The sequence below is a fragment of the Lentzea alba genome (genome assembly GCF_047445655.1).
GTDB lineage: Bacteria > Actinomycetota > Actinomycetes > Mycobacteriales > Pseudonocardiaceae > Lentzea > Lentzea alba_A.
Window position 1 is genome coordinate 1 of the sequence record NZ_JAJAEG010000011.1, and the last position, 19006, is coordinate 19006.

19 protein-coding genes are annotated in these 19006 nt (G+C 68.0%); 6 read left to right on the forward strand and 13 right to left on the reverse strand.

Translation table 11 applies throughout. From position 1 onward, the window contains the following. A partial coding sequence (locus tag LFM09_RS19220; RefSeq protein ID WP_414097862.1) for a hypothetical protein occupies positions 1-225 on the forward strand: 225 nt, incomplete at its 5' end. Between the two features lie 58 nt (positions 226-283). Here the strand turns inward: LFM09_RS19220 and LFM09_RS19225 are convergent. Together LFM09_RS19225 and LFM09_RS19230 are read right to left on the reverse strand one after the other, a co-directional pair. Further along, entirely contained in the window at positions 284-769 is a 486-nt protein-coding gene (locus LFM09_RS19225) for a helix-turn-helix domain-containing protein (RefSeq protein ID WP_414097863.1), read from the reverse strand. Positions 770-932: 163 nt separating this feature from the next. Beyond that, on the reverse strand, positions 933-2354 hold the full coding sequence (locus tag LFM09_RS19230) for an LCP family protein (RefSeq protein WP_414097864.1): 1422 nt from the start codon (positions 2352-2354) through the stop codon (positions 933-935). Between LFM09_RS19230 and LFM09_RS19235 the strand changes: the two genes are divergently transcribed. Continuing rightward, positions 2353-2727 (forward strand): hypothetical protein, encoded by a 375-nt coding sequence (locus LFM09_RS19235; RefSeq protein WP_414097865.1) that lies wholly within the window; start codon positions 2353-2355, stop codon positions 2725-2727. The genes LFM09_RS19230 and LFM09_RS19235 overlap by 2 nt on opposite strands. Positions 2728-2959: 232 nt before the next feature. Then, positions 2960-5890, forward strand: a complete 2931-nt coding sequence (locus LFM09_RS19240; RefSeq protein ID WP_414098124.1) for a glycine--tRNA ligase — start codon at positions 2960-2962, stop codon at positions 5888-5890. 6 nt (positions 5891-5896) lie between these two features. Here the strand turns inward: LFM09_RS19240 and LFM09_RS19245 are convergent, their stop codons facing one another. From LFM09_RS19245 to LFM09_RS19275, 7 genes are all read right to left on the reverse strand, one after another. Further along, entirely contained in the window at positions 5897-6238 is a 342-nt protein-coding gene (locus tag LFM09_RS19245; protein WP_414097866.1) for a hypothetical protein, read from the reverse strand. Positions 6239-6308: 70 nt separating this feature from the next. After that, the gene (locus LFM09_RS19250; RefSeq protein WP_414097867.1) at positions 6309-7097 is read right to left on the reverse strand and encodes a chitosanase; all 789 of its coding nucleotides are present in this window, start codon (positions 7095-7097) and stop codon (positions 6309-6311) included. 225 nt (positions 7098-7322) lie between these two features. Beyond that, a complete protein-coding gene (locus LFM09_RS19255) occupies positions 7323-8111 on the reverse strand; it encodes a chitosanase (RefSeq protein WP_414097868.1) in 789 nt (262 codons plus the stop codon). A 211-nt stretch (positions 8112-8322) separates the two neighbouring features. After that, complete coding sequence (locus tag LFM09_RS19260) at positions 8323-9108, reverse strand: chitosanase (protein WP_414097869.1); 786 nt, start codon at positions 9106-9108, stop codon at positions 8323-8325. A gap of 72 nt (positions 9109-9180) precedes the next feature. After that, positions 9181-10623 (reverse strand): alpha/beta hydrolase, encoded by a 1443-nt coding sequence (locus LFM09_RS19265; protein ID WP_414097870.1) that lies wholly within the window; start codon positions 10621-10623, stop codon positions 9181-9183. 54 nt (positions 10624-10677) lie between these two features. Beyond that, complete coding sequence (locus tag LFM09_RS19270; RefSeq protein WP_414097871.1) at positions 10678-11391, reverse strand: MerR family transcriptional regulator; 714 nt, start codon at positions 11389-11391, stop codon at positions 10678-10680. A 141-nt stretch (positions 11392-11532) separates the two neighbouring features. After that, positions 11533-13245, reverse strand: a complete 1713-nt coding sequence (locus tag LFM09_RS19275) for a S8 family peptidase (protein ID WP_414098125.1) — start codon at positions 13243-13245, stop codon at positions 11533-11535. A 228-nt stretch (positions 13246-13473) separates the two neighbouring features. On the opposite strand from LFM09_RS19275, the gene LFM09_RS19280 reads away from it, so the two are divergent. Further along, positions 13474-14577: a sugar ABC transporter substrate-binding protein gene (locus tag LFM09_RS19280; RefSeq protein WP_414097872.1), complete on the forward strand. Its 1104-nt coding sequence runs from the start codon at positions 13474-13476 to the stop codon at positions 14575-14577. Positions 14578-14746: 169 nt separating this feature from the next. On the opposite strand, the gene LFM09_RS19285 is transcribed toward LFM09_RS19280, so the two are convergent. Both LFM09_RS19285 and LFM09_RS19290 read right to left on the reverse strand, forming a co-directional pair. Further along, positions 14747-15496, reverse strand: a complete 750-nt coding sequence (locus LFM09_RS19285; protein WP_414097873.1) for a hypothetical protein — start codon at positions 15494-15496, stop codon at positions 14747-14749. A 31-nt stretch (positions 15497-15527) separates the two neighbouring features. After that, complete coding sequence (locus tag LFM09_RS19290) at positions 15528-15749, reverse strand: hypothetical protein (RefSeq protein ID WP_414097874.1); 222 nt, start codon at positions 15747-15749, stop codon at positions 15528-15530. Between the two features lie 241 nt (positions 15750-15990). Between LFM09_RS19290 and LFM09_RS19295 the strand changes: the two genes are divergently transcribed. Both LFM09_RS19295 and LFM09_RS19300 read left to right on the forward strand, forming a co-directional pair. Continuing rightward, positions 15991-16197, forward strand: a complete 207-nt coding sequence (locus tag LFM09_RS19295; RefSeq protein WP_030468404.1) for a cold-shock protein — start codon at positions 15991-15993, stop codon at positions 16195-16197. A gap of 112 nt (positions 16198-16309) precedes the next feature. Then, entirely contained in the window at positions 16310-17044 is a 735-nt protein-coding gene (locus LFM09_RS19300; protein WP_414097875.1) for an IclR family transcriptional regulator, read from the forward strand. Here LFM09_RS19300 and LFM09_RS19305 read toward each other — a convergent pair. Both LFM09_RS19305 and LFM09_RS19310 read right to left on the reverse strand, forming a co-directional pair. Then, positions 17015-17815 carry a citryl-CoA lyase gene (locus LFM09_RS19305; protein ID WP_414097876.1) on the reverse strand — a complete coding sequence of 267 codons (801 nt, stop codon included), beginning with the start codon at positions 17813-17815 and terminating at the stop codon, positions 17015-17017. The genes LFM09_RS19300 and LFM09_RS19305 overlap by 30 nt on opposite strands. Then, positions 17812-18942 carry a CaiB/BaiF CoA transferase family protein gene (locus tag LFM09_RS19310; protein WP_414097877.1) on the reverse strand — a complete coding sequence of 377 codons (1131 nt, stop codon included), beginning with the start codon at positions 18940-18942 and terminating at the stop codon, positions 17812-17814. Before LFM09_RS19310 ends, LFM09_RS19305 begins: the two co-directional genes overlap by 4 nt. Between the last annotated feature and the right edge of the window lie 64 nt (positions 18943-19006).

A 19006-nucleotide genomic window follows, 5' to 3' on the forward strand; every position in this document is an offset into this window, starting at 1 on the left:
TACGGCGACGGCCAGGGCGGTTTCCACTGGGGCCACGAGGGTGGCAACGGGTGGAGCACGCTGACCCAGCTCGCGGTCACGGACATGAACGGTGACGGCAAGGGCGACCTGATCGGTGTGGCCGGGGACAAGTTCCGTTACTACTACGGCGACGGCACCGGGAACTTCCACTTCGGAACCGAGGGAGGGACCGCCTGGAACACCCTGACGCGCTTCGCCGCCTGAGAGGGCCCACCCCTGGGCGCACCCCTGCCGGATCTTCCGGCGGGGGTGTTCGGCGTTCTCAGCGGGTCATGGAGCGCAGGATGCGGATCAGTTCGACGGTCGGCAGCTGGCAGAGCTGAGCCATGTTCTCGAGGGCGGGCAGGTCTAGGTGCACTTCCGGTGACGCACCGGGTGGCAGCGCGTGCAGCCGTCCCGCGGCCCAGCGCTTCAACGGGATCAGCCGGGGGTTGTCCGCGGCGGCGACGGCGGCGAGGTTCAGGGTCAGGTGGCCTGCCGGGGTGTCTCCGAAGAAGCGTTCGTGCACACGAGCGAGGACTTCGTGTGCCGGAACGTCCAGGGCGTGGCAGATCTCCACCAGGCGCACGACCGAGCACTGCCGGGTGCCGAGCTCGTAGGTGGCCAGCGTCTGCAGCGAGATCTCGGTCTGCAGCCGCTTGTTCAGCTCCTTGCGGGTCCATCCGCGCTGCTTGCGAAGGCTGCGGATCTCATCACCGAGCACGCGCTGGTACGCCGCTGTGTCGATTTGGCCGTTCGCAGTTTGCACCTGGTCCCTCCACCCCGTGAGCGGGTCTCACGGTGATGGAAGGCGCGAGTGCTTCGCCGCTTACGCAACTTACTGTCGGAATCCCCCGAATGGGGTATATATCTCTACTCTCTGTATGAGTTTGCGCAGCGCAGGCCGTTAGCGAAGCTCACAACCAGCGCAGTCAGTTGACGCAGCGCACGCCGTCAGCAGTGATGGGCGGGGGTGCGGACGGGTCGGCCGGCTGCTGCCGTGCGCCGTCGAGCTGCAGCGCTCCCGAGCCGGTGAAGCCCTGCGCGCCGGGGCCCGAGTAGTCCGAGCCCAGGAAGACGCGGACCCGGCCGGCCGGGATGTTCACGTCCTCCTCGATCTTCACGCCGCCGAGGGCCTTCTGGACCGCGTTCGCGCCCGCTTCGCCGCCCTTGCCGTAGCGGACGACCGACTTGGCCATCGCCTCGGCGTTGCCCGTCTGGCCGCCCGTGAAGCCCTTCGCGGTGAGCGACTGCAACACCGTGGCCGCGAGGCCGGGCTGGCCGGAGGCGTTGCGCACGTCGACGGTGACGGTCTTGTTGTCGAACTTCGGGTCGGGGGCGAGCGAGGGATCGGCCGCCTTGCCGAGGTTCTTCACGAACGAGCGCACCTCGGCGTCGTCGACCTCGACCGCGGAGCCGTCCTCGGGGGTCTGCAGGTCCGGGTTGCCGGTCGGGATCGTCTGGAACGTCATGTTGCCGCCCGTCAGGTCCTTCATCTGCAGGGCGAACTTGGTGATGTCCCAGCCGTCGTCGAGCACGATCGCGCCGCTCACGGCCTTGATCATGTCGTTGCGCTTGGTGCTGTCGGTCAGCACGCCCGCGGACAGCATCTTCTTGGCCAGACCCGCCATGAAGACCTGCTGGCGCACGACGCGGTCCAGGTCGCCCATCGGCAGGCCGTGGCGCTGGCGGACGAACGCGAGCGCGTTCTTGCCCTCGATGGTCTGCTTGCCGGCGGGGAAGTTCGCGCCGGAGAAGCTGTCGCGGACCTTGGCGTTGAGGCAGACGTCGATGCCGCCGATGGCCTTGGTGATCTCGTAGAAGCCGACCAGGTTGACCTCGGCGTAGTGGTCGATGTTCGCGCCGGTGAGGTTCTGGATGGTCTCGATCAGGTTGTTCGCGCCCGCCTTGCGGGACTCCATCTCGATGTCCTGCGCGCTCTTGCCGCTGCCCTGCAGCTTTTCGGCCGCTTGACCCTTGGCGTAGCCGTAGGCAGAGTTGATCTTGTGACGCCCGAAGCCGCCCGCGATCTTCACGTAGGAGTCGCGGGGGAACGACACCGCGAAGGCCTTGCCGCTGTCGTTCGGGATGTGCAGCAGGATCAGCGTGTCGGTGTTGAACCCGCCGTCGTCGCTGCCACCCGCCTGCAGCTCGTTGAGGATGTTCTGCGGCAGCGGGTTGCCCTTGGAGTCGGTGCGGCTGTCCATGCCGACCAGCAGGATGTCGATGGCGCCGTCCGCGGGCTTCTCGCCGGCGTCGGCCAGGTTGAGGTCCTGCTTGGTCAGGCCCTCGGTCAGCGCGTTCAGGTTCTGCCAGCCGATGCCGGTGACCAGCAGGATCACCGCGGACAGCATGCTGACGAAGACCTTGGCACCGGTGGACGCGCCGCGCTTGGCCGCACTCGGGCGGCGGGTCGCGGGCCTCGGCCGCGGGCGCGGAGCCGGGGACGCTGCCTTCGCCTTGGCCGGGGTGGTGCGGACCGTCGGGCGGTCGGCGAGCGGACGGGGGCGCGGGGCCGACGACGTGGCGCGGGCCGGCTCACGACGCGGCGACTCGGCGCGGTTCGCGGACTCCCGGCGCGGTGGCTCGCGGCGTGGTGGCTCGGAGCGCTTCGGAGGCTCCCTGCGGGGCGGCTCGGCGCGCTTCTGGGGTTCGCGGCGCGGCGTGCCAGGCTCCCTGCGCGGGGGCTCTGAGCTGCGCGGCGGCACCTGCGGGCGGCGGGGCTGACCCGCCTGGGGACGCGGGGTGGCGGAGGGTCGCCTGGGAGTACCGTTCGGTTCTCCCGGCCGTGGCGGCCGGTTGTCCACACCCACTCCTCTCAGCACATTCGGGTACCCCAAGTAGACGTGCGGGGACTCCACTCGGTTGTGCAAAGGGTGACACAGTGGCCCACGCCACCTGATCCAGGGGCCTTGACCAGCTGTTTTGTCCGCTTCGTAGACTCGACGCCGTGTTGACGATGCAGGACGCGCTGCTCGCGCTGACCAAGTACTGGACCGATCGGGGCTGCATCGTGGTGCAGCCGTTCAACACGGAGGTCGGCGCCGGAACGCTGAACCCGGCGACCGTGCTGCGCGTGCTGGGTCCCGAGCCGTGGCGCGTCGCCTACGTGGAGCCGTCCGTGCGGCCCGACGACGCCCGCTACGGCGAGAACCCGAACCGGCTGCAGACGCACACCCAGTTCCAGGTGATCCTCAAGCCGGATCCGGGCGACCCGCAGGAGCTCTACCTCGGCTCGCTGGAGGCGCTGGGCATCGACGTCCGCGCGCACGACGTCCGGTTCGTCGAGGACAACTGGGCGTCTCCCGCGCTGGGCGCCTGGGGGCTGGGCTGGGAGGTCTGGCTGGACGGCCTGGAGATCACCCAGTTCACTTACTTCCAGCAGGCCGGCGGCATGACGCTCGACCCGGTGTCGGTGGAGATCACCTACGGCATCGAGCGGATCATGATGGCGCTGCAGGGCGTCGACCACTTCAAGAAGATCGCGTACGCGCCGGGCATCTCCTACGGCGAGGCGTTCGGCCAGGCCGAGTACGAGATGTCGCGGTACTACCTCGACGACGCGGACGTGGAGGCGAACAAGCGCCTCTTCGAGGAGTTCGCGGCCGAGGCCCGGCGCATGCTCGACGCTCGCCTTCCTGTTCCCGCGCACAGCTTCGTGTTGAAGTGCTCGCACATCTTCAACGTGCTGGACGCGCGTGGCTCGATCTCGACCACTGAACGCGCGCGCGCGTTCGGTCGGATGCGTGGCCTGGCGCGGGAAGTCGCGGGGTTGTGGGCCGAGCGTCGTGCGGAGCTCGGGCATCCCCTTGGCGTGGCTGAGGTTCCTGCCGTTGCCGAGAAGCCTTCGTCCTTTGAGGACGTTGTCGCTCCGGCCACGTTGTTGTTCGAGATCGGTACCGAGGAGCTTCCGCCGCACGAGGTGCTGCGGACTGTCGACGCTGTGCGAGAGGCTGTCGCCGCGAAGCTCGGTGCGACCCGGTTGACGCACGGCGACGTGACCGTGCACGGAACGCCGCGCCGGATCGTCGTGCTGGTGCCCGCGGTGGCGCCGCGCGAGCCGGACGCCGAGCGCACCGTTCGCGGCCCGCGCGTTTCTGCTGCTTTCGACGCCGACGGCAACCCGACGAAGGCCGTGCAGGGCTTCGCGCGCGGCCAGGGCGTCGACGTCGCCGCGCTGGGTCGCGTCGAGGAGAACGGGGTCGAGTTCGTCGCGCTGACGAAGACCGACGCCGGCCGTGGCGCGGTCGAGGTGCTGAGCGGTCTGCTGGCCGAGGTCGTCTCGGACCTGCGCGCCGAGAAGAACATGAAGTGGAACGACCCGAAGCTGTCGTTCACCCGCCCGATCCGCTGGCTGGTGGCGCTGCTCGGTTCCACGCCGGTTCCGGTCGCGGTGTCGTCGCTGTCGTCGGGAACGGTGACGCGCGTGCACCGGACGGCTGCCTCGCCCGTGATCGAGGTGTCCACTGCGGATGGTTACCTGGAGTTCCTTGAGTCGCACGGGATCCAGGCCGATGCGTCGGTTCGCGCGGCTTCGATCGTCGAGGCGGCGCAGGAGCTCGCGGCGTCCGTCGGCGGTGTCGTGGAGGTCGACGGGTTGCTGGACGAGGTGACGAACCTGGTCGAGTGGCCGACGCCGATCCTCGGCTCGTTCGAGGAGCGGTACCTGGAGCTGCCGGGCCAGATCCTCACCACCGTGATGCGCAAGCACCAGCGCTACCTGCCGGTGCGTTCTTCAGACGGCTCGCTGCTGCCGCACTTCGTGGCCGTGGCGAACGGGTCGATCGACGCCGACCTGGTGCGGGCGGGCAACGAGGCCGTGCTGCGCGCGCGGTACGAGGACGCGGCGTTCTTCTGGCGCGCGGACCTCAAGACCCCGCTGGAGGAGATGAAGTCCGGCCTCGCGAAGCTGACGTTCGCCGACAAGCTCGGCTCGATGGCGGACCGCGCCGCCCGGATCGCCTCGCTGGCCGGTCGGTTCGCTTCCGTGGTCTCGGTGGACCGCGAGACGCTGGACCGGGCGGGTGCGCTGGCCAAGTTCGACCTCGGCTCGCAGATGGTGATCGAGCTGTCGTCGCTGGCCGGCGTGATGGCACGCGAGTACGCGGCACGGGCGGGGGAGACCCCGGAGGTCGCGCTGGCGTTGTGGGAGATGGAACTCCCGCGCTCGGCCGGTGACGCGCTGCCGTCGTCGGTGCCGGGTGCGCTGCTGTCGCTGGCGGACCGCTTCGACCTGCTGGCCGGCCTGTTCGGCATCGGCGCGCAGCCCACGGGTTCGTCGGACCCGTTCGGTCTGCGGCGGGCGGCTCTCGGTGCGGTGACGGTGCTCCGGGCGTTCCCCGACCTGCGCGCGATCACCCTGCCGGTGGCACTTTCCCTTGCCGCCGAAGGACTTGAGGTCTCCGCCGAGGCACTGGAGACCGCTCGCGAGTTCGCGGTCCGCCGCTACGAGCAGGCATTGCTCGACGCGGGCCACGAGCACCGGTTCGTCCAGGCGGTGCTGCCGCTGGCCGACTCGCCGGTGCTGGCCGACGAGACGCTGGCGCAGCTGGAGTCGCTGGCGGGCAACGAGTCCTTCGACGCCCTGGCGGCCGCCCTGCAGCGCGTCCGCAGGATCGTGCCGGCCGACGTGACCGCCTCGTACGACGCCTCGGTGCTGTCCGAGCCCGCGGAAGTGGCGCTGCACAAGGCGTTCGACGGTGTCCCGCGCGATGTCGCCGGGCTGGCCGCGTTCGTCGCCGCGACCGAGGGGCTGACCGCACCGATCAACACCTTCTTCGACGAGGTGCTGGTCATGGCGGAGGACCCGGCGGTGAAGGCGGCCAGGCTGGGGCTGCTGGCGTCGATCCGCGACTTCGCGGCGCCGGTGCTGGACTGGACCCAGCTGTAGGGATCTCTACTCGAGGTGGGCAGGCGGGTCCGGTTCGAAGATGAACGGACCCGTCCTGCCGTCCTCGATCGGCACCGGGCTGGGATCGCCGAGGTCGTAGCCCATGCCGCGCAGCCTGGCCCAGGCGGCGGCGAGGGTGGTGTGGCCCTCCCACCAGTCCACGCGGTGCCACGAGCCGAACACGTAGTTCGCCGTGCTCTTCGGGTCGCCGGAGCCCGACAGTCCACCGAACCGTTCCAACAGCACGCCGTCGTCGCGGACCAGCACTTCGCCGACCACGTAGTCGTTCTCGGTGTCGGCCGCGAAACTCCAGTGCGCGACGACCTTCGCGCCTTCCAACGGATCCACGCTCACCCCCAGGTGTGCGGGAAGAGGGGCGCCCGCTCGGAGCGTCCCTCTTCACCTGCTGCCTTCGAGGCTACTTGATCTCGAAGCTCTGGCCGTAGACCTTCCACTTGAGCGGGGTCTTCAGGTCGAGGTTGCCGGCCCTGAGCCACACGCGCTGCGCCGTGTCGACGCGGGTGGTGTCCTCGTGCGCGGGCTCCTGCTTCATGGTCCACACGCGGGCGTCCATGAAGGCGTTGAGCCACGTGGTCTCGTTGCCGCCCTGGGCCGGGGGCTTGGCCTTGGCCAGTGCGCGCTTGCGGATGCCGGAGAAGTCCAGGCTGCCCCAACCATCTCCGTGCATGACGATCGCGTCGTAGTAAGCGAACTGGCCGAGCGCGCGCACGCCGTCCGCCTTCGCTTGCCGCACGGCGGGGTTGAAGTACACCCGGTCGCGTTCGGACTCCTGTGCTGCCTTGAAGACGGAGTCCTTGGCTGCGGTCTTCCAGTCCCTGGTGTAGTTGGGATCGAGACCCGCGTGGGAGTCCGTCCCGTTCACCCTGCGCAGTGCGGGGAGGTACTTCTCCAGCACGTTGCCGGGCTTGCGCGTCTTGTAGAGCTCGACCAGGTCGAGCATGTCGCCTGTGCCGGAACAGAAACCGATGATGCCGGCGGTGTAGCCGCGGCCGTCGTCGATGTCCTCGATGTAGCCGAACTGGGCCCTCCAGTTCGTGGAGGAGTTCTCCGCGCTGGACACGATCTGCATCGCGATGTCCTTCATGCGCGGGTCGTTCAGGTCGGCTGCGGACGCGGTGGTTGCGGTCGTGGTGACGAGTGCGACGCACGTCAGAACTGCTGCCGCGATGCGGCTTGAGATCTTCACGTAGGTCCTCCGGGTGAGTCCCGGGCGGCAGTGGGGCAACGGTAAGTGGTGCGAACCTCTGCCGACAAGAGGGGTTACCGGATCTCGGATCGGGTGGTACCGGCACTGGTTCGAACAGCGGAACTGCTTGCGCCACAACCGTTCTCACCTGTAAACCGCGTTACCGGATCCACAAGAGAGGGGCACCCCGCTCGGAGTGCCCCTCTTCCGCAAGTCAGTGCGAGGTCACTTGATCTCGAAGCTGTCGCCGTAGACCTTCCACCTCAGCGGGGTCTTCAGGTCGAAGTTGCCGGCCTTGAGCCACACGCGCTGCGCGGTCTCGATGCGGGAGACGTCCTCGTGGGCCGCTTCCTGCTTCATGGCCCACACGCGGGCGTCCATGAAGGCGTTGAGCCACGTCTTCTCGTCGCCGCCCTGCGACGGCGGCTTCGCCTTGCCGAGTGCGCGCTTGCGGATGTTGCTGAAGCTGGTCTTGTCGCCTCCGTCGCCGTGCACGACGATCGAGTCGTAGTAGGCGAACTGGCCCAGGGCGCGCACGCCGTCGGCCCTGGCCTGCTTCACGGCCGGGTTGAAGTACACGCGGTCGCGTTCGGACTCCTGTGCTGCCTTGAAGACGGAGTCCTTGGCCGCGGTCTTCCAGTCCTTGGTGTAGTTGGGGTCCAGGCCGGCGTGCGAGGACGTCCCGTTCACCTTGCGCAGTGCGGGCAGGTACTTCTCCAGCACGTTGCCCGGCTTGCGCTGCTTGTAGCGCTCGACCAGGTCGAGCATGTCGCCGGTACCGCTGCAGAAGCCGATGATGCCGGCGGTGTAGCCCCGGCCGTCCTTGATGTCCTCGATGTAGCCGAACTGACCCCTCCAGTCCAACGAGGAGTTCTCCGCGCTGGACACGATCTGCATCGCGATGTCCTTCATGCGCGGGTCGTTCAGGTCGGCCGCCGAGGCGGTCGTTGCCGTGGTGGTGATGAGTGCGGCGCACGTCAGCAGTGCGGCCGCGAGGCGACCAGAGAGTTTCACGAATTTCCTCCGGGGCAGGGATTGGGGGTCCCGGGCGGCGTGAGGACGAAGGTAAGGGGTCCATACCTTTATTGGCAAGAGGGTTTACTATTTCGCGAATCGGACAGATCGGGACGATCATCGTGAGATTGCGACAAAACCGGGCGCTGCAAACGGTTTCGGCTTGACAAAGGCTCCCGGCGGGGCGCCGGGATCCTTTGTGGTCAAACGGTCATCGGATCTCGAAGTAGTCCCCGTAGACGTGCCACTGCAGGGGACGTTCGAGGTTCAGCTTGCCCTCGTTGAGGAACCGGCGCTGGGCCGTGTCGACCCGGCTGGTCTCCTCATGTGCGGGTTCCTGCTTCATGGCCCACACCCGTGCGTCGAGGAACGCGTGCAGCCATGAGCGTTCATCGCCGCCCCACGACGGCGGAACCGCCCCGGAGTCCAGTGCGCGCTGGCGGATGCTGGAGAAGTCGAGCCAGCCCCAGCCGTCGCCGTGCATGACGATCGCGTCGTAGTAGATGAACTGGCCCAGTGCCTGCACGCCGTCCTGCTTCGCCCTGTTCACCGCGGGGTTGAAGTAGACGCGGTCGCGCTCGTGCTCCTGTGCGCCCTGGAACGTGCCGTCCCACGCGGCCGCGCGCCAGTCGTCCTGGAAGTGCGGGTCCAGGCCGTCGTGGGACGGGGTGCCGTTCACGCGTTCCAGTGCCGGCAGGTACTTCTCCAGGACGTTGCCCGGCTTCCAGTCCCGGTACAGCCGCACCAGGTCGAGCATGTCGCCGGTACCGCTGCAGAACCCGATGATGCCGGCCGTGTAGCCACGACCGTCCCAGATGTCCTCGATGTAGCCGAACTGGGCACGCCAGTCCAAAGAGGAGTTCTCCGCACTGGACACCAGCTGCATGGCGATGTCCTTGAGGTGCGGCTCGTTCAGGTCGGCTGCCTGTGCGGTGCCGGGAGTGATCAACGCCGCGGTGCACACCAGGGTTGCGGCCAGTCTTGTAAACGTCTTCACGTCGCTCCGTCCGATACTGGGATCGGCGGCGACCCGCGCACCGTAGCGTGGGAGCGGTTACATCAACAAGGGTCAGCATTTGACGTCATGTGTCGGGAACCGACCGTCGACCAGGTACGAGGTCACCTTGTCGTTGGCGCACTGGTTCTTCCCGATCACGTACGCGCCGTGCCCGCCCTGGTCCACTGTCAACATCGCCGCCCGGTCACCGAACGCCCGACGCGTCGAGTAGGCACCGGCGAGCGGCGTGGCGGGGTCGCGCTCGTTCTGCACCATGAGGATGTTGCGCGGCCCGCGGTCGGAGAGCTGGACCTGCTTCTCGACCGGTTTCGGCCAGAACGCGCACGGCTGGATGTTCGCGGCGGCCGCGCCGAACATCGGGTAGCGGACGCGGTCCAGCGCCACGTTGCGTTCATAGGTGCGCACGGACGAAGGCCATTCGGAGTCGCCGCAGATCACGTGCAGGCGGCCGGCGAGCAGGGCCTGGATGCGCGGGACCTCCGGGTAGTCCTGCGGCGGCTGCGGCTGGTTGGTGTCGAACGCCTTCCACGACGCGGCGAGCTTCGAGAATGCCGCGTCACCGGTGCCGTAGAGCCCGGCGAACGTCAGCATCCGGAACGCCTGACCGTTGATGCCCTCGACCGACGGCTTCGCGTCCAGGCGGCCGGCGAGGTCGAAGTACTTGGCACGCACCTGCTGCGGCGTCGTGCCCAGGTGGTACTCGGGGTGCGCTGCGGCCCACTGCGCGAAGTCCGGGAACGTGTCCTCCACACCGCGGGCCATCAGCCGGCCGCCCTCGACGTCCCACCCGCTTGCGGGGAGGTTGCTGTCGATCACGACGCGGTCGCTGCTCTTCGGGAACAGCGTGGCGTAGACCGAACCCAGGTACGTGCCGTACGAGTAGCCGAGGAACGACGCCGTCTTCTCGCCCAGTGCGGCACGGACGCTGTCCAGGTCACGGGCGATGTTCGCGGTCGTGTTGTACGGCAACGCGTCGGCTGTCGACGAAGCAAGGCACTGCTCCGCCATCTTCTTCGTCTCGTCGGCACGCTTGCGCACATCAGACGGCTTCACGGCATACGGCGGCACACTGCCCGCGGCCATCTGTTCTTCCGTGAGGTCGCATGTGGACGGTGAGCTGTAGCCGATGCCACGCGGATCCATGCCGATGATGTCGTACGCGTCCTGCACGCTTTGGGGCAGTCCCAACGCCTTCAGCACGAACGGGAACGTCAGGCCCTCGCTCGGCCCACCGGGGTTGGTCAGCAGGATGCCGCGCCGCTTCTCCGGGTTCTTGCTGGCGAGGCGGGTGATCATCACCTCGGTCTTGCGACCCTGCGGCTTGCGGTAGTCGAGCGGTAGCTGGAGCTTTCCGCACTCCAGACCGGGAAGCGCCACGTCAGCGGGACACGCGACCCACTGGACCTCGTGGACGGGCGCCGCGGACGACACCCCTGGCACTACCAACGCTGCTGCTGCGGCAACCACCACAGCCAATGGCAACGTCTTTCGCATTTGCAAATCCCTTCCCCGACGGCGCACCCCGGTTGGGTGCGCCAAACAGAAATGTCAGCCGTTCATGCGGACGAGAACGTCGAGCTGAGCTTTGTTGTAGAGCTCGAGCATCACCTTGATGATCGTCTGCTTCGCGTGCTCCACACCTCGCGGTGCGTTGCTGTACAGACCGTTCGGATCCGGGAACGCGGCACGCATCTCGTCCATGTACGGCATCGCGCGCATGCGTTCGGCCAGGTTCTGCCGGGTCTGCTCGTCCGCGTCCTCCGGCAGGGTGTCGAACTCGACGACCGCCGGATCCCTGGAGTAGCCCTTCAGAGTCTCGGCGTACCTGATCAACGTGTCTGGCGCGAGCAGCTGCGCCAGCACGACGGTGAACGAGCGGTCCTGCGGTGACAGGTCCGCATCAGCGATCGTCGCCGCGATGTCCGGTGGCAGCTCGGTCGGCGTCTCCTGGTGCAGGATCAACGCGAGCTCGGCGCGCACCCGCTGGAGACGTTCGATCGTCGCCGCCACCTCGGCGTCGAGCTGTCGCAGTGCCTCACCCGGATGTTCGTCGCCGTCGCCCAGATCGGCGATCTGCGTGAGCGACAACCCGAGATCGGTGAGGCGCTTGATCCTGAGCACTCGCACGAGGTGCGGCACGCCGTAGCTCTTGTAGCCGTTGGGCCTGCGGTCCGGCTCGGCGAGCAGGCCCACGTCGTGGTAGTGCCGGATCGTGCGCAGGGTCGTGCCGGCGAGGTCTGCCAGCTGACTCGTGCTCCACATGACGTTCAGTTGAAACCATGCCGCTACGGCACGGTCAAGGCGACCCGGCACTTTCAGACGAAGGTGTGAAAGGGGAATCCACTTTAGTTGTAAGCAAAAGGCTCCCGGCGTAAACCGGGAGCCTTTGCGTTACAACGAAAATCAGATGAACTGGCCGCCGCGGGTGACCGCGCCGTAGGCGTCCACGATGCCGTGACCGTAGAAGCCGTTGAACTTCGCGTCACCCTCGCAGAGCGCGTTGAACTCCGCGGGGCGGCCGACCGGCGTGTAGTCGACGAGGCGCGGGCTCGGGCACGCGCGCTGGATCGCCGTCTTGTACAGCACCTTCTCCACCTTGTCGGGGGAGAGGGTCAGGCCAGGACGACCCTTGTCCTTCTTGCCGTACTGGCTGACGATCAGGGCGGCGACACCGGAAGCGTGCGGGGCGGCCATCGAGGTGCCCTGCAGGAACTGGTAGTAGCCGACCTTGTCGCCGTCGACGGCCTTCTTCACGCCCGCGGCCAGACCGGCCGGGGTGATGTTGCCGGCCTCGTCGATCGCGCCATCGGTGAGAGCGACGTTGCGCGGGTAGGTCGACAGGATCAGGTTCTCGTTGGTGCGGTACCACGGCGTGCCGAGGCCGTCGCGGAACCAGCCGCCGGGAGCCGAGATCGAGGTCTGCTCGAGGCCGTAGTTCGAGTAGTCGGCCTTCGCGGTCGACGGGCCCAGAGCCGACACCGAGATCACGTGGTTGCCCTCGGTCGGCAGGTTGAGGCAGGTCGCGTTGTCGATCGGACGCGGACGGTTGTGGCCCGGCGGGTAGTTCGGGCTCACGGTGTCCTGACGCGGCTTGCCGAGGTCCTCGTGGTTGTTGCCACCGGCACCGATCAGCGTGACGCCCTTGCGGTGCGCGTAGTTCAGCGCGCGCTGCACGGACGCGATGATCGTCTGCTGCTCCAGCTGCTCCTCGGGCGAAGCCGTCGGGTCGTTGATGCAGTTCATGTACCACGGGTCGACGTAGAACGACATGTTGATCACGTCGAGGCCGACGTCGGCACCGTAGGTCAGCGCGTCGACGACCGGCTGCAGGAAGAACGAGCCGGCGTCCTGGCCACCGCGGATGTTGACCAGCGACACACCCGGCGCGACACCGGAGATGCCGAAGCCGTTGGCAGCGGCGCCGATGGTGCCGGCGACGTGCGTACCGTGGCCGCCGTCGTCCCAGTTGTTCGGGTCGACACAGCCGCGGAACTCACACGGGCCGTCGAACACGCCGCCGTCGGAGTCGTTGGGGATGTCGACGGTGAAGTTGCGCGAGAGCTCGTTGTTGAAGTTCGGCGCGATGTCCGGGTGGGAACCGTCCACACCGGTGTCGAGGATGCCGACGTACACGCGCTTGTCACCGGCCTGCTTGGCCCGCGCGATGTTGGAGCGCACGAGGTTCAGGCCCCACAGGTCGCCGTCCAGCGGGTCCATGCCCGCGGTGGCCTTGGAAGCGGCCGGAGCCTTGGCGGCCTGCTCCGACTTGTTCTCCTTCTCCACGTTGTCGCGCTTGGTCGCCTCGGCCTTGCGCGCGGCGGGAGCGTGCCCGATCGGCTTCGACCGAGCGGCACCGACGACGGCGTCCGAAGCGGACACCTTCTCCACGAAGCCGTTCGCGGGCGCCTTGACCGTCAGCAGACCCACGGCGTCGTTGGCCCGGACGACCTCACCGCCGGCCTTCTGCACGGCGTCGATCGCGTAATCGCGGTTTCCGGGCTGCTCCAGCAGGACGGTGTACTCGGTGTCCTTCTGCTGCGATCCGGCCGAAGCCGGCGCTGCCCCCGCCGCCGAAGTACCCGCGGCGATCAGCGACACCGTTGCCGCCACCGCCATCACGGTTCTGGTCGTTCTCACCTAGCTGTCTCCTCACACCCGGTCAGGGCTGGATCCAACAACACGGAGCGGCCCCCGATTGCCGCCCAAGTCCGACACACTGACACGAAAATTCCCCACGCATCAGCGCCTTTCGTACGGAATCGAACTGTAGCCGACCGGAAGCGGAGCGTGATGGTCCCGAACAAATCTTGACTTAACAACATTCAAGCGATGCAATCCGCGATTATGCGAAGACGGGTAATGGCAACGTCGGCGTGCCTGCTCTTTCTCCTGACTGCCTGCGGTGACGCTGGTCAGGGTGCTCCGACGCTGCCCGCGCGTGGACCCAAACCAATCGTCGGGGTAATCCTTCCCGACCGAACGACATCCACGCGCTGGGAAGAACAAGATCGGCCGCTGCTGAGCCAGGCGTTCAACTACGCGGACATCGAACCGTTCATGGAGAACGCGGAGGGCGACGAGGCGAAGTTCGCACAGATCGCCGACGAGATGATCCGCCGCAAGGTGAAGGTCCTGATGATCACGCCGTTGTCTGCGGCCGGTGGTCTCGCCGTGCAGAAGAAGGCGAAAGCCGCGAACATCCCGGTCATCGACTACGACCGCGTGACGCTCGGCGGCCAGGCCGAGTACCACGTCGGCTTCGACAGCGTGAACGTCGGCCAGCTCCAGGCGGACGGTCTGCTGGGCTGCCTCGGCGACAAGCAGGGCGCGCAGATCATCGAGATCGAGGGCGCCCCGACCGACCACAACGCGACGCTGTTCACGCAGGGTCAGAAGTCGCGGCTGTCCTCGAAGTACGACAGCGGCGCCTTGAAGCTGGTCAAGTCGCAGCCCGTCGCTGACTGGGACAACAAGCTCGGCGGCCAGTTGTTCGAGCAGATCCTGAGCGAGAACAACAACAAGGTCGACGGCGTGGTCGCGGCCAACGACGGCCTGGCCGGCGCGGTGATCGAGGTGCTGCGGCGCAAGAACCTCGCGGGCAAGGTGCCGGTCACCGGGCAGGACGCCACTGTGGACGGTCTGCGCGCGGTGCTGCGCGGCGAGCAGTGCATCACCGTCTACAAGCCCGTGCGCGACGAGGCGGAGGCGGCGGCCCGGCTGGCCATCGCGATCGCTCGCGGCGACCTGGAGGGTGCCGACGACCTCGCCACCGGCAACCTGCGGGATCCCGTCGCGCGGCGCGACATCAAGTCCGTGCTGCTCGGCGCGACGCTCATCAAGAAGGACACCGTGCGAACGCTGGTGACCGAGGGCATCGTCAAGCCGCAGGAACTGTGCGCCGGCGACCTCGCTCAGGCGTGCGCGCAGCAGGACATCCTCGGAGGTTGAGCGCCGTGACGTGAAAACCGGCGGGCCGTTTCACGCTCAGCAGGACGCCTCGCGGCACCGCCTCCACGCCCCCATACGACTCCGGTATGAGGACGTGGAGGCGGCACCGCGATGCGCCCGTCTGACCGCGAAACGGCCCGCTGGTTTTCACGCCACGGCGCTCGCTCGATCACGGCCTGCCCCGTTCGTCGGGCAGGTCGTGACGTCCTGAGATGAACTCCTGCACGGCGATCTTCGCCCGGATGATCGGCTGCCGGATCCGCGCCTCGCGCCGGTACGCGCGGGTGAGCTTGCGCGAGCCCTCCGGGTACCGCCAGCGCGCCCACGGCGAGCCCGGCCGGGCCAGGCGGACTGCCCCCACCGCGGGCACCACCGGCACGAGCAGGCCGAGCAGCCCGGTCCAGATCTTGCCCTTCAGCAGGGCCACGATCGCGAAGCACAGGTTCACGCCGATCGTGATCAGCCGCAGCGTGAACGTGTCGGTCGGCGTCGTGTCCGGGTTGAGCTGCAGCACCTCGTCGTAGCCCAGCGGCCGGGCTCCGAGCAGGAACGTGCCGGTCAGGCCGATGGCGAGGAAGACGGCGTCGACGGACAGCCGGCCCGCCTTGGTCCAGTACACGTCCCGCAGGTGCAGGATCAGCGCGAACTCGTCGAGCACCAGCGCCGCGCCCACCCCGAGTCCGGCGGCGGCCACCAGCCGGGCACCGTGCAGGTCGTCGGGGATGACCAGGCTGGTGACGCTGGACAGGAGCAGCAGCACCGTGCCGAACACGACGTGATGCACGTGCGTGTCGCCGTGCACGATGTTTCGCGGCCACCAGCGCACCTTCGCCCTGATCAACCGCACGCTGATGCGGATGAACACGAATGTGGTCACCAAGCCGACGAAGAAGAAGAGCAGTCGTTCGCTGCCGGTCAAGCACGGCCCCCTGGGTCAACGACCCACCAGGTTACCGCCCCCGGTTGTCGTTCACGTTCCCGTGCATCCGGCCGATCTGGATGACGGTGCCGTCGACGGTGCCGCTGACCTTGTTCACGTAGGTGTCGCCGGACCGCCGCGGAGCCTCTTTCGCACGGGCCGCGGACAGGTGCTTCGCGACGAGCGCGTGCAGGCCGGAGGCCACCTGTGACGCGATCGACACGTCGATCGAAACCGTCGGATGCTCGGGCACGGATTCCCCTCCGCGTGGTCGTTCGGGGTCTCACGGTAGCAGCGCGATTGATGGCTCGACTGAGACCAGGGGGTCATGGTTGACTGTCCTTGGTCGTACGTTTTCGTGTTCGTGTCCCACGCTCGCGGAAGCGAAGTTAGTGAGCGTGTGGTTTCTCCAGGTTCCGGAGAGGACGCAGCTCTCCAGCTTGACCCGGTGGTCGCGAGCGCGATCCGGCACCTGTTAGAGGAGAAGTAGCAAGATGGCAGTACAGGGCACCGTCAAGTGGTTCAACGCGGAGAAGGGCTTCGGCTTCATCTCCCCCGACAACGGTGGCGCCGACGTGTTCGTCCACTACTCCGAGATCCAGATGAACGGCTACAAGGCTCTCGAGGAGAACCAGCGGGTCGAGTTCGAGATCGGTCAGGGCCAGAAGGGCCCGCAGGCCCAGGGCGTTCGCGCCGTCTGAGTCTGACTGGTCAGCACATCTGATCTGTCACAAAGCCGCCTGACCTAATTCACGGGTGCAGGCGGCTTTGTCATGTTCGGACCACCTGGCGGTTCGGTTGTACCGTGTAGTGGTGGCAGCAGAAGACGGTGCAGTGCGCAGCGTGACCCGGGCTCTCGACCTCCTCGGGCACTTCACCGAGCAGCGGATGGTGTGGCCGGTCGCGGAGCTGGCCCGAGTTTCGGGGCTGCCAAAGACAACCGTGGTCCGGCTGGTCGCCACTCTCTCGTCGACGGGCATGTTGTGGGAACGCCCCGACGGCCAGGTCACGGTCGGCGCCGGCCTGATGCGGTGGGCGCGGCTGGCGCGCGCGGCCTGGGAGCTGCCGTTCGAGGTGCGCGCGGTGCTGGAGGCGTTGGCCGCGTCGAGCCGGGAGACCGTGAACCTGTACGTGCGTCAGGGTTTCGCGCGGGTGTGCGTGGCTCAGGCCGAGGGGCCGCAGACGTTGCGGCACGTGGTGCGGATCGGCGACGAGATGCCGTTGTGGGCGGGAGCGGCGTCGAAGATCCTGCTCGGGGACGCGCCGGCGGACGTCGTGGACGCCATGGTCGAGCGCGCGGGGGAGGGTCTGCGGGAGCAGATCGCCGAGGCCGCGGCCGAGAAGTTCGCTGTCAGCCACGGAGAACGCGAGTCGGGTGCGTCCGGTGTCGCGGCGCCGGTGGTCGACAAGAAGGGCCGGGTCGTGGCCGCGTTGGCCCTCGGTGGCCCGACGACCAGGTTCACCGAGGACCGGGTGCCGCTGTTCCGGACCGCACTCGCTGACGCGGCAGCGGAAGTCTCACGGCTGGGGCTTCCGGCCGTCGTGTAGGTCGCGCAGTGCGGGACCCGTGTAGTCGGCCAGCAACGGCCGCGGGATCGGCCCCTTGATCCGGGCGCCGGACTGCTGTTCTTCCCACGCGTGCGCCAGAATCCCGACAGATCGGGACAGCACGAACAGCCCGCGCGCGAGCTCCGGCGGGAAGCCGAGCTCGGCGTAGATCACCGCGGTGGCGCCGTCGATGTTCATCGGCACCGGCGCGATCGCGTGTTCGACCTCCAGGGCGATCACCAGGTACTCGCCGGACACGACGCCCTCCTCCACGGCCTCGGCCACCAGGCGCAGCAACGGATCCCGCCGCGGGTCGCGCGGGTGGAAGCGGTGCCCGAAACCGGGCAGGAACCGGTGCCAGCGCCGGTACTCCTCGATCGCCTTCGGCAGCGGCAGGTCGCTGTCGCGCAGGTCGCGCAGCATCGACATCGCCTGCTGGCCCGCGCCGCCGTGCACGTCGCCGAGCAGGTTCACCCCGGTGGCCACGGCGTTGTTCAGCCCGACGCCGCACGTCGCGGCCATCCGCGCCGCCGCGATGGAGGGTGCCTGCGGGCCGTGGTCGACGGCGGCGACGAGGGCGGCTTCCAGGAGCTTCGCCTGGGCCGGGGTGGGAAGTTCGCCGCGCAGCAGCAACCAGATGGCCTGCGGGAAGGAGATCTCGCCGATCAGCTGCTCGATCGGATAGCCGCGCAACGCGATCTCGCCGGGCTGGATGCGCACCAGAGCTGTTTGCCACCACTGGGTTGCGGTAATCATGTTTCTGGCTGTCATGTCAGCACCTCGTCGTTGTGCTCGCCGAGCAGGGGCGGCGGTGAACTGGGGGCAACCGGGCAGCCGTTGACCCGGATTCCGTTGCCCAGCACGCGAATGGTGCGTTCGGGGGTACCGGGGAACGGCAGGGTGTGGATCAGCGACGGCACCAGGTCGAGGGCCTGCGGCACGGTCAGCACGCGGGCGGCGGGGACACCGGCCGGCGCCAGCAGCTGTTCCCACTCCAGCGCGGATCGCTTGCGCAGACTGGCTTCCAGCTCGTGTTGCAACGCCTCGCGACTTGCTTTGCGGTCCTCGCGCGTGACGAACCTGGCGTCGGTGACCAGGTCGATCCGGCCGAGCACCCGGCACAGCGCGACGAACTGCTCCTGCTTGTTCGCCGCGATGTTCAGCTCTCCGTCGGCCGTGCGGAACGTGCCGGACGGTGCGGAGGTCATGTTGTCGTTGCCTGCGGCGGCGGGTTCCGTGCCCGCGATGAGGTAGTTCGAGACGGCCCAGCCCAGCGCGGTGATCGCGGTGTCGAGCATCGAGACGTCGAGCTCGCAGCCGATGCCGGTGCGTTCTCGTTGCACCAGAGCCGCACAGACGCCGAACGCCGCCGCGAGCCCGCCCATCGTGTCCGCGATCGGGTAGCCCGCGCGCAACGGTGCGTCCTGCGGTTTGCCGGTCACGCTCATCATCCCGGCCAGGCCCTGGATCACCTGGTCGTACGCGGGTCGCGCGCGCATCGGACCGGTCTGCCCGAAGCCGGAGATCGCGCAGTACACCAGCCGTGGGTTGAGTTCCTTCAGCAGGTCCCAGGGGAAACCGAGCCGGGCGAGCACGCCGGGCCGGTAGTTCTCCAGCACCACGTCGGCGTCGGCGACCAGGCGGCGGAACGCCTGCTTGCCCTCCTCGGACTTCAGGTCGACCGTGACCGAGCGCTTGCCGCCGTTCTGGGCGAGGAAGGACGCGCCGAGCAGCTCGTCGTTGAGCTCGGGATCCGCGCCGAGCTGGCGGGCCAGATCGCCCGTGCGTGGCGCCTCCACCTTGACCACGTCGGCGCCGAAGAGCGCCAGCTGGTAGCTCGCGAACGGCCCTGCCAGCACGTTCGTCAGGTCGAGCACTCGAATCCCGTCGAGCAGCACGGGCACCTCCTATGAGCCTTGCCACCGCCGAAGGGGCGACCTATAGTCCCGAGAAACCGCCAGG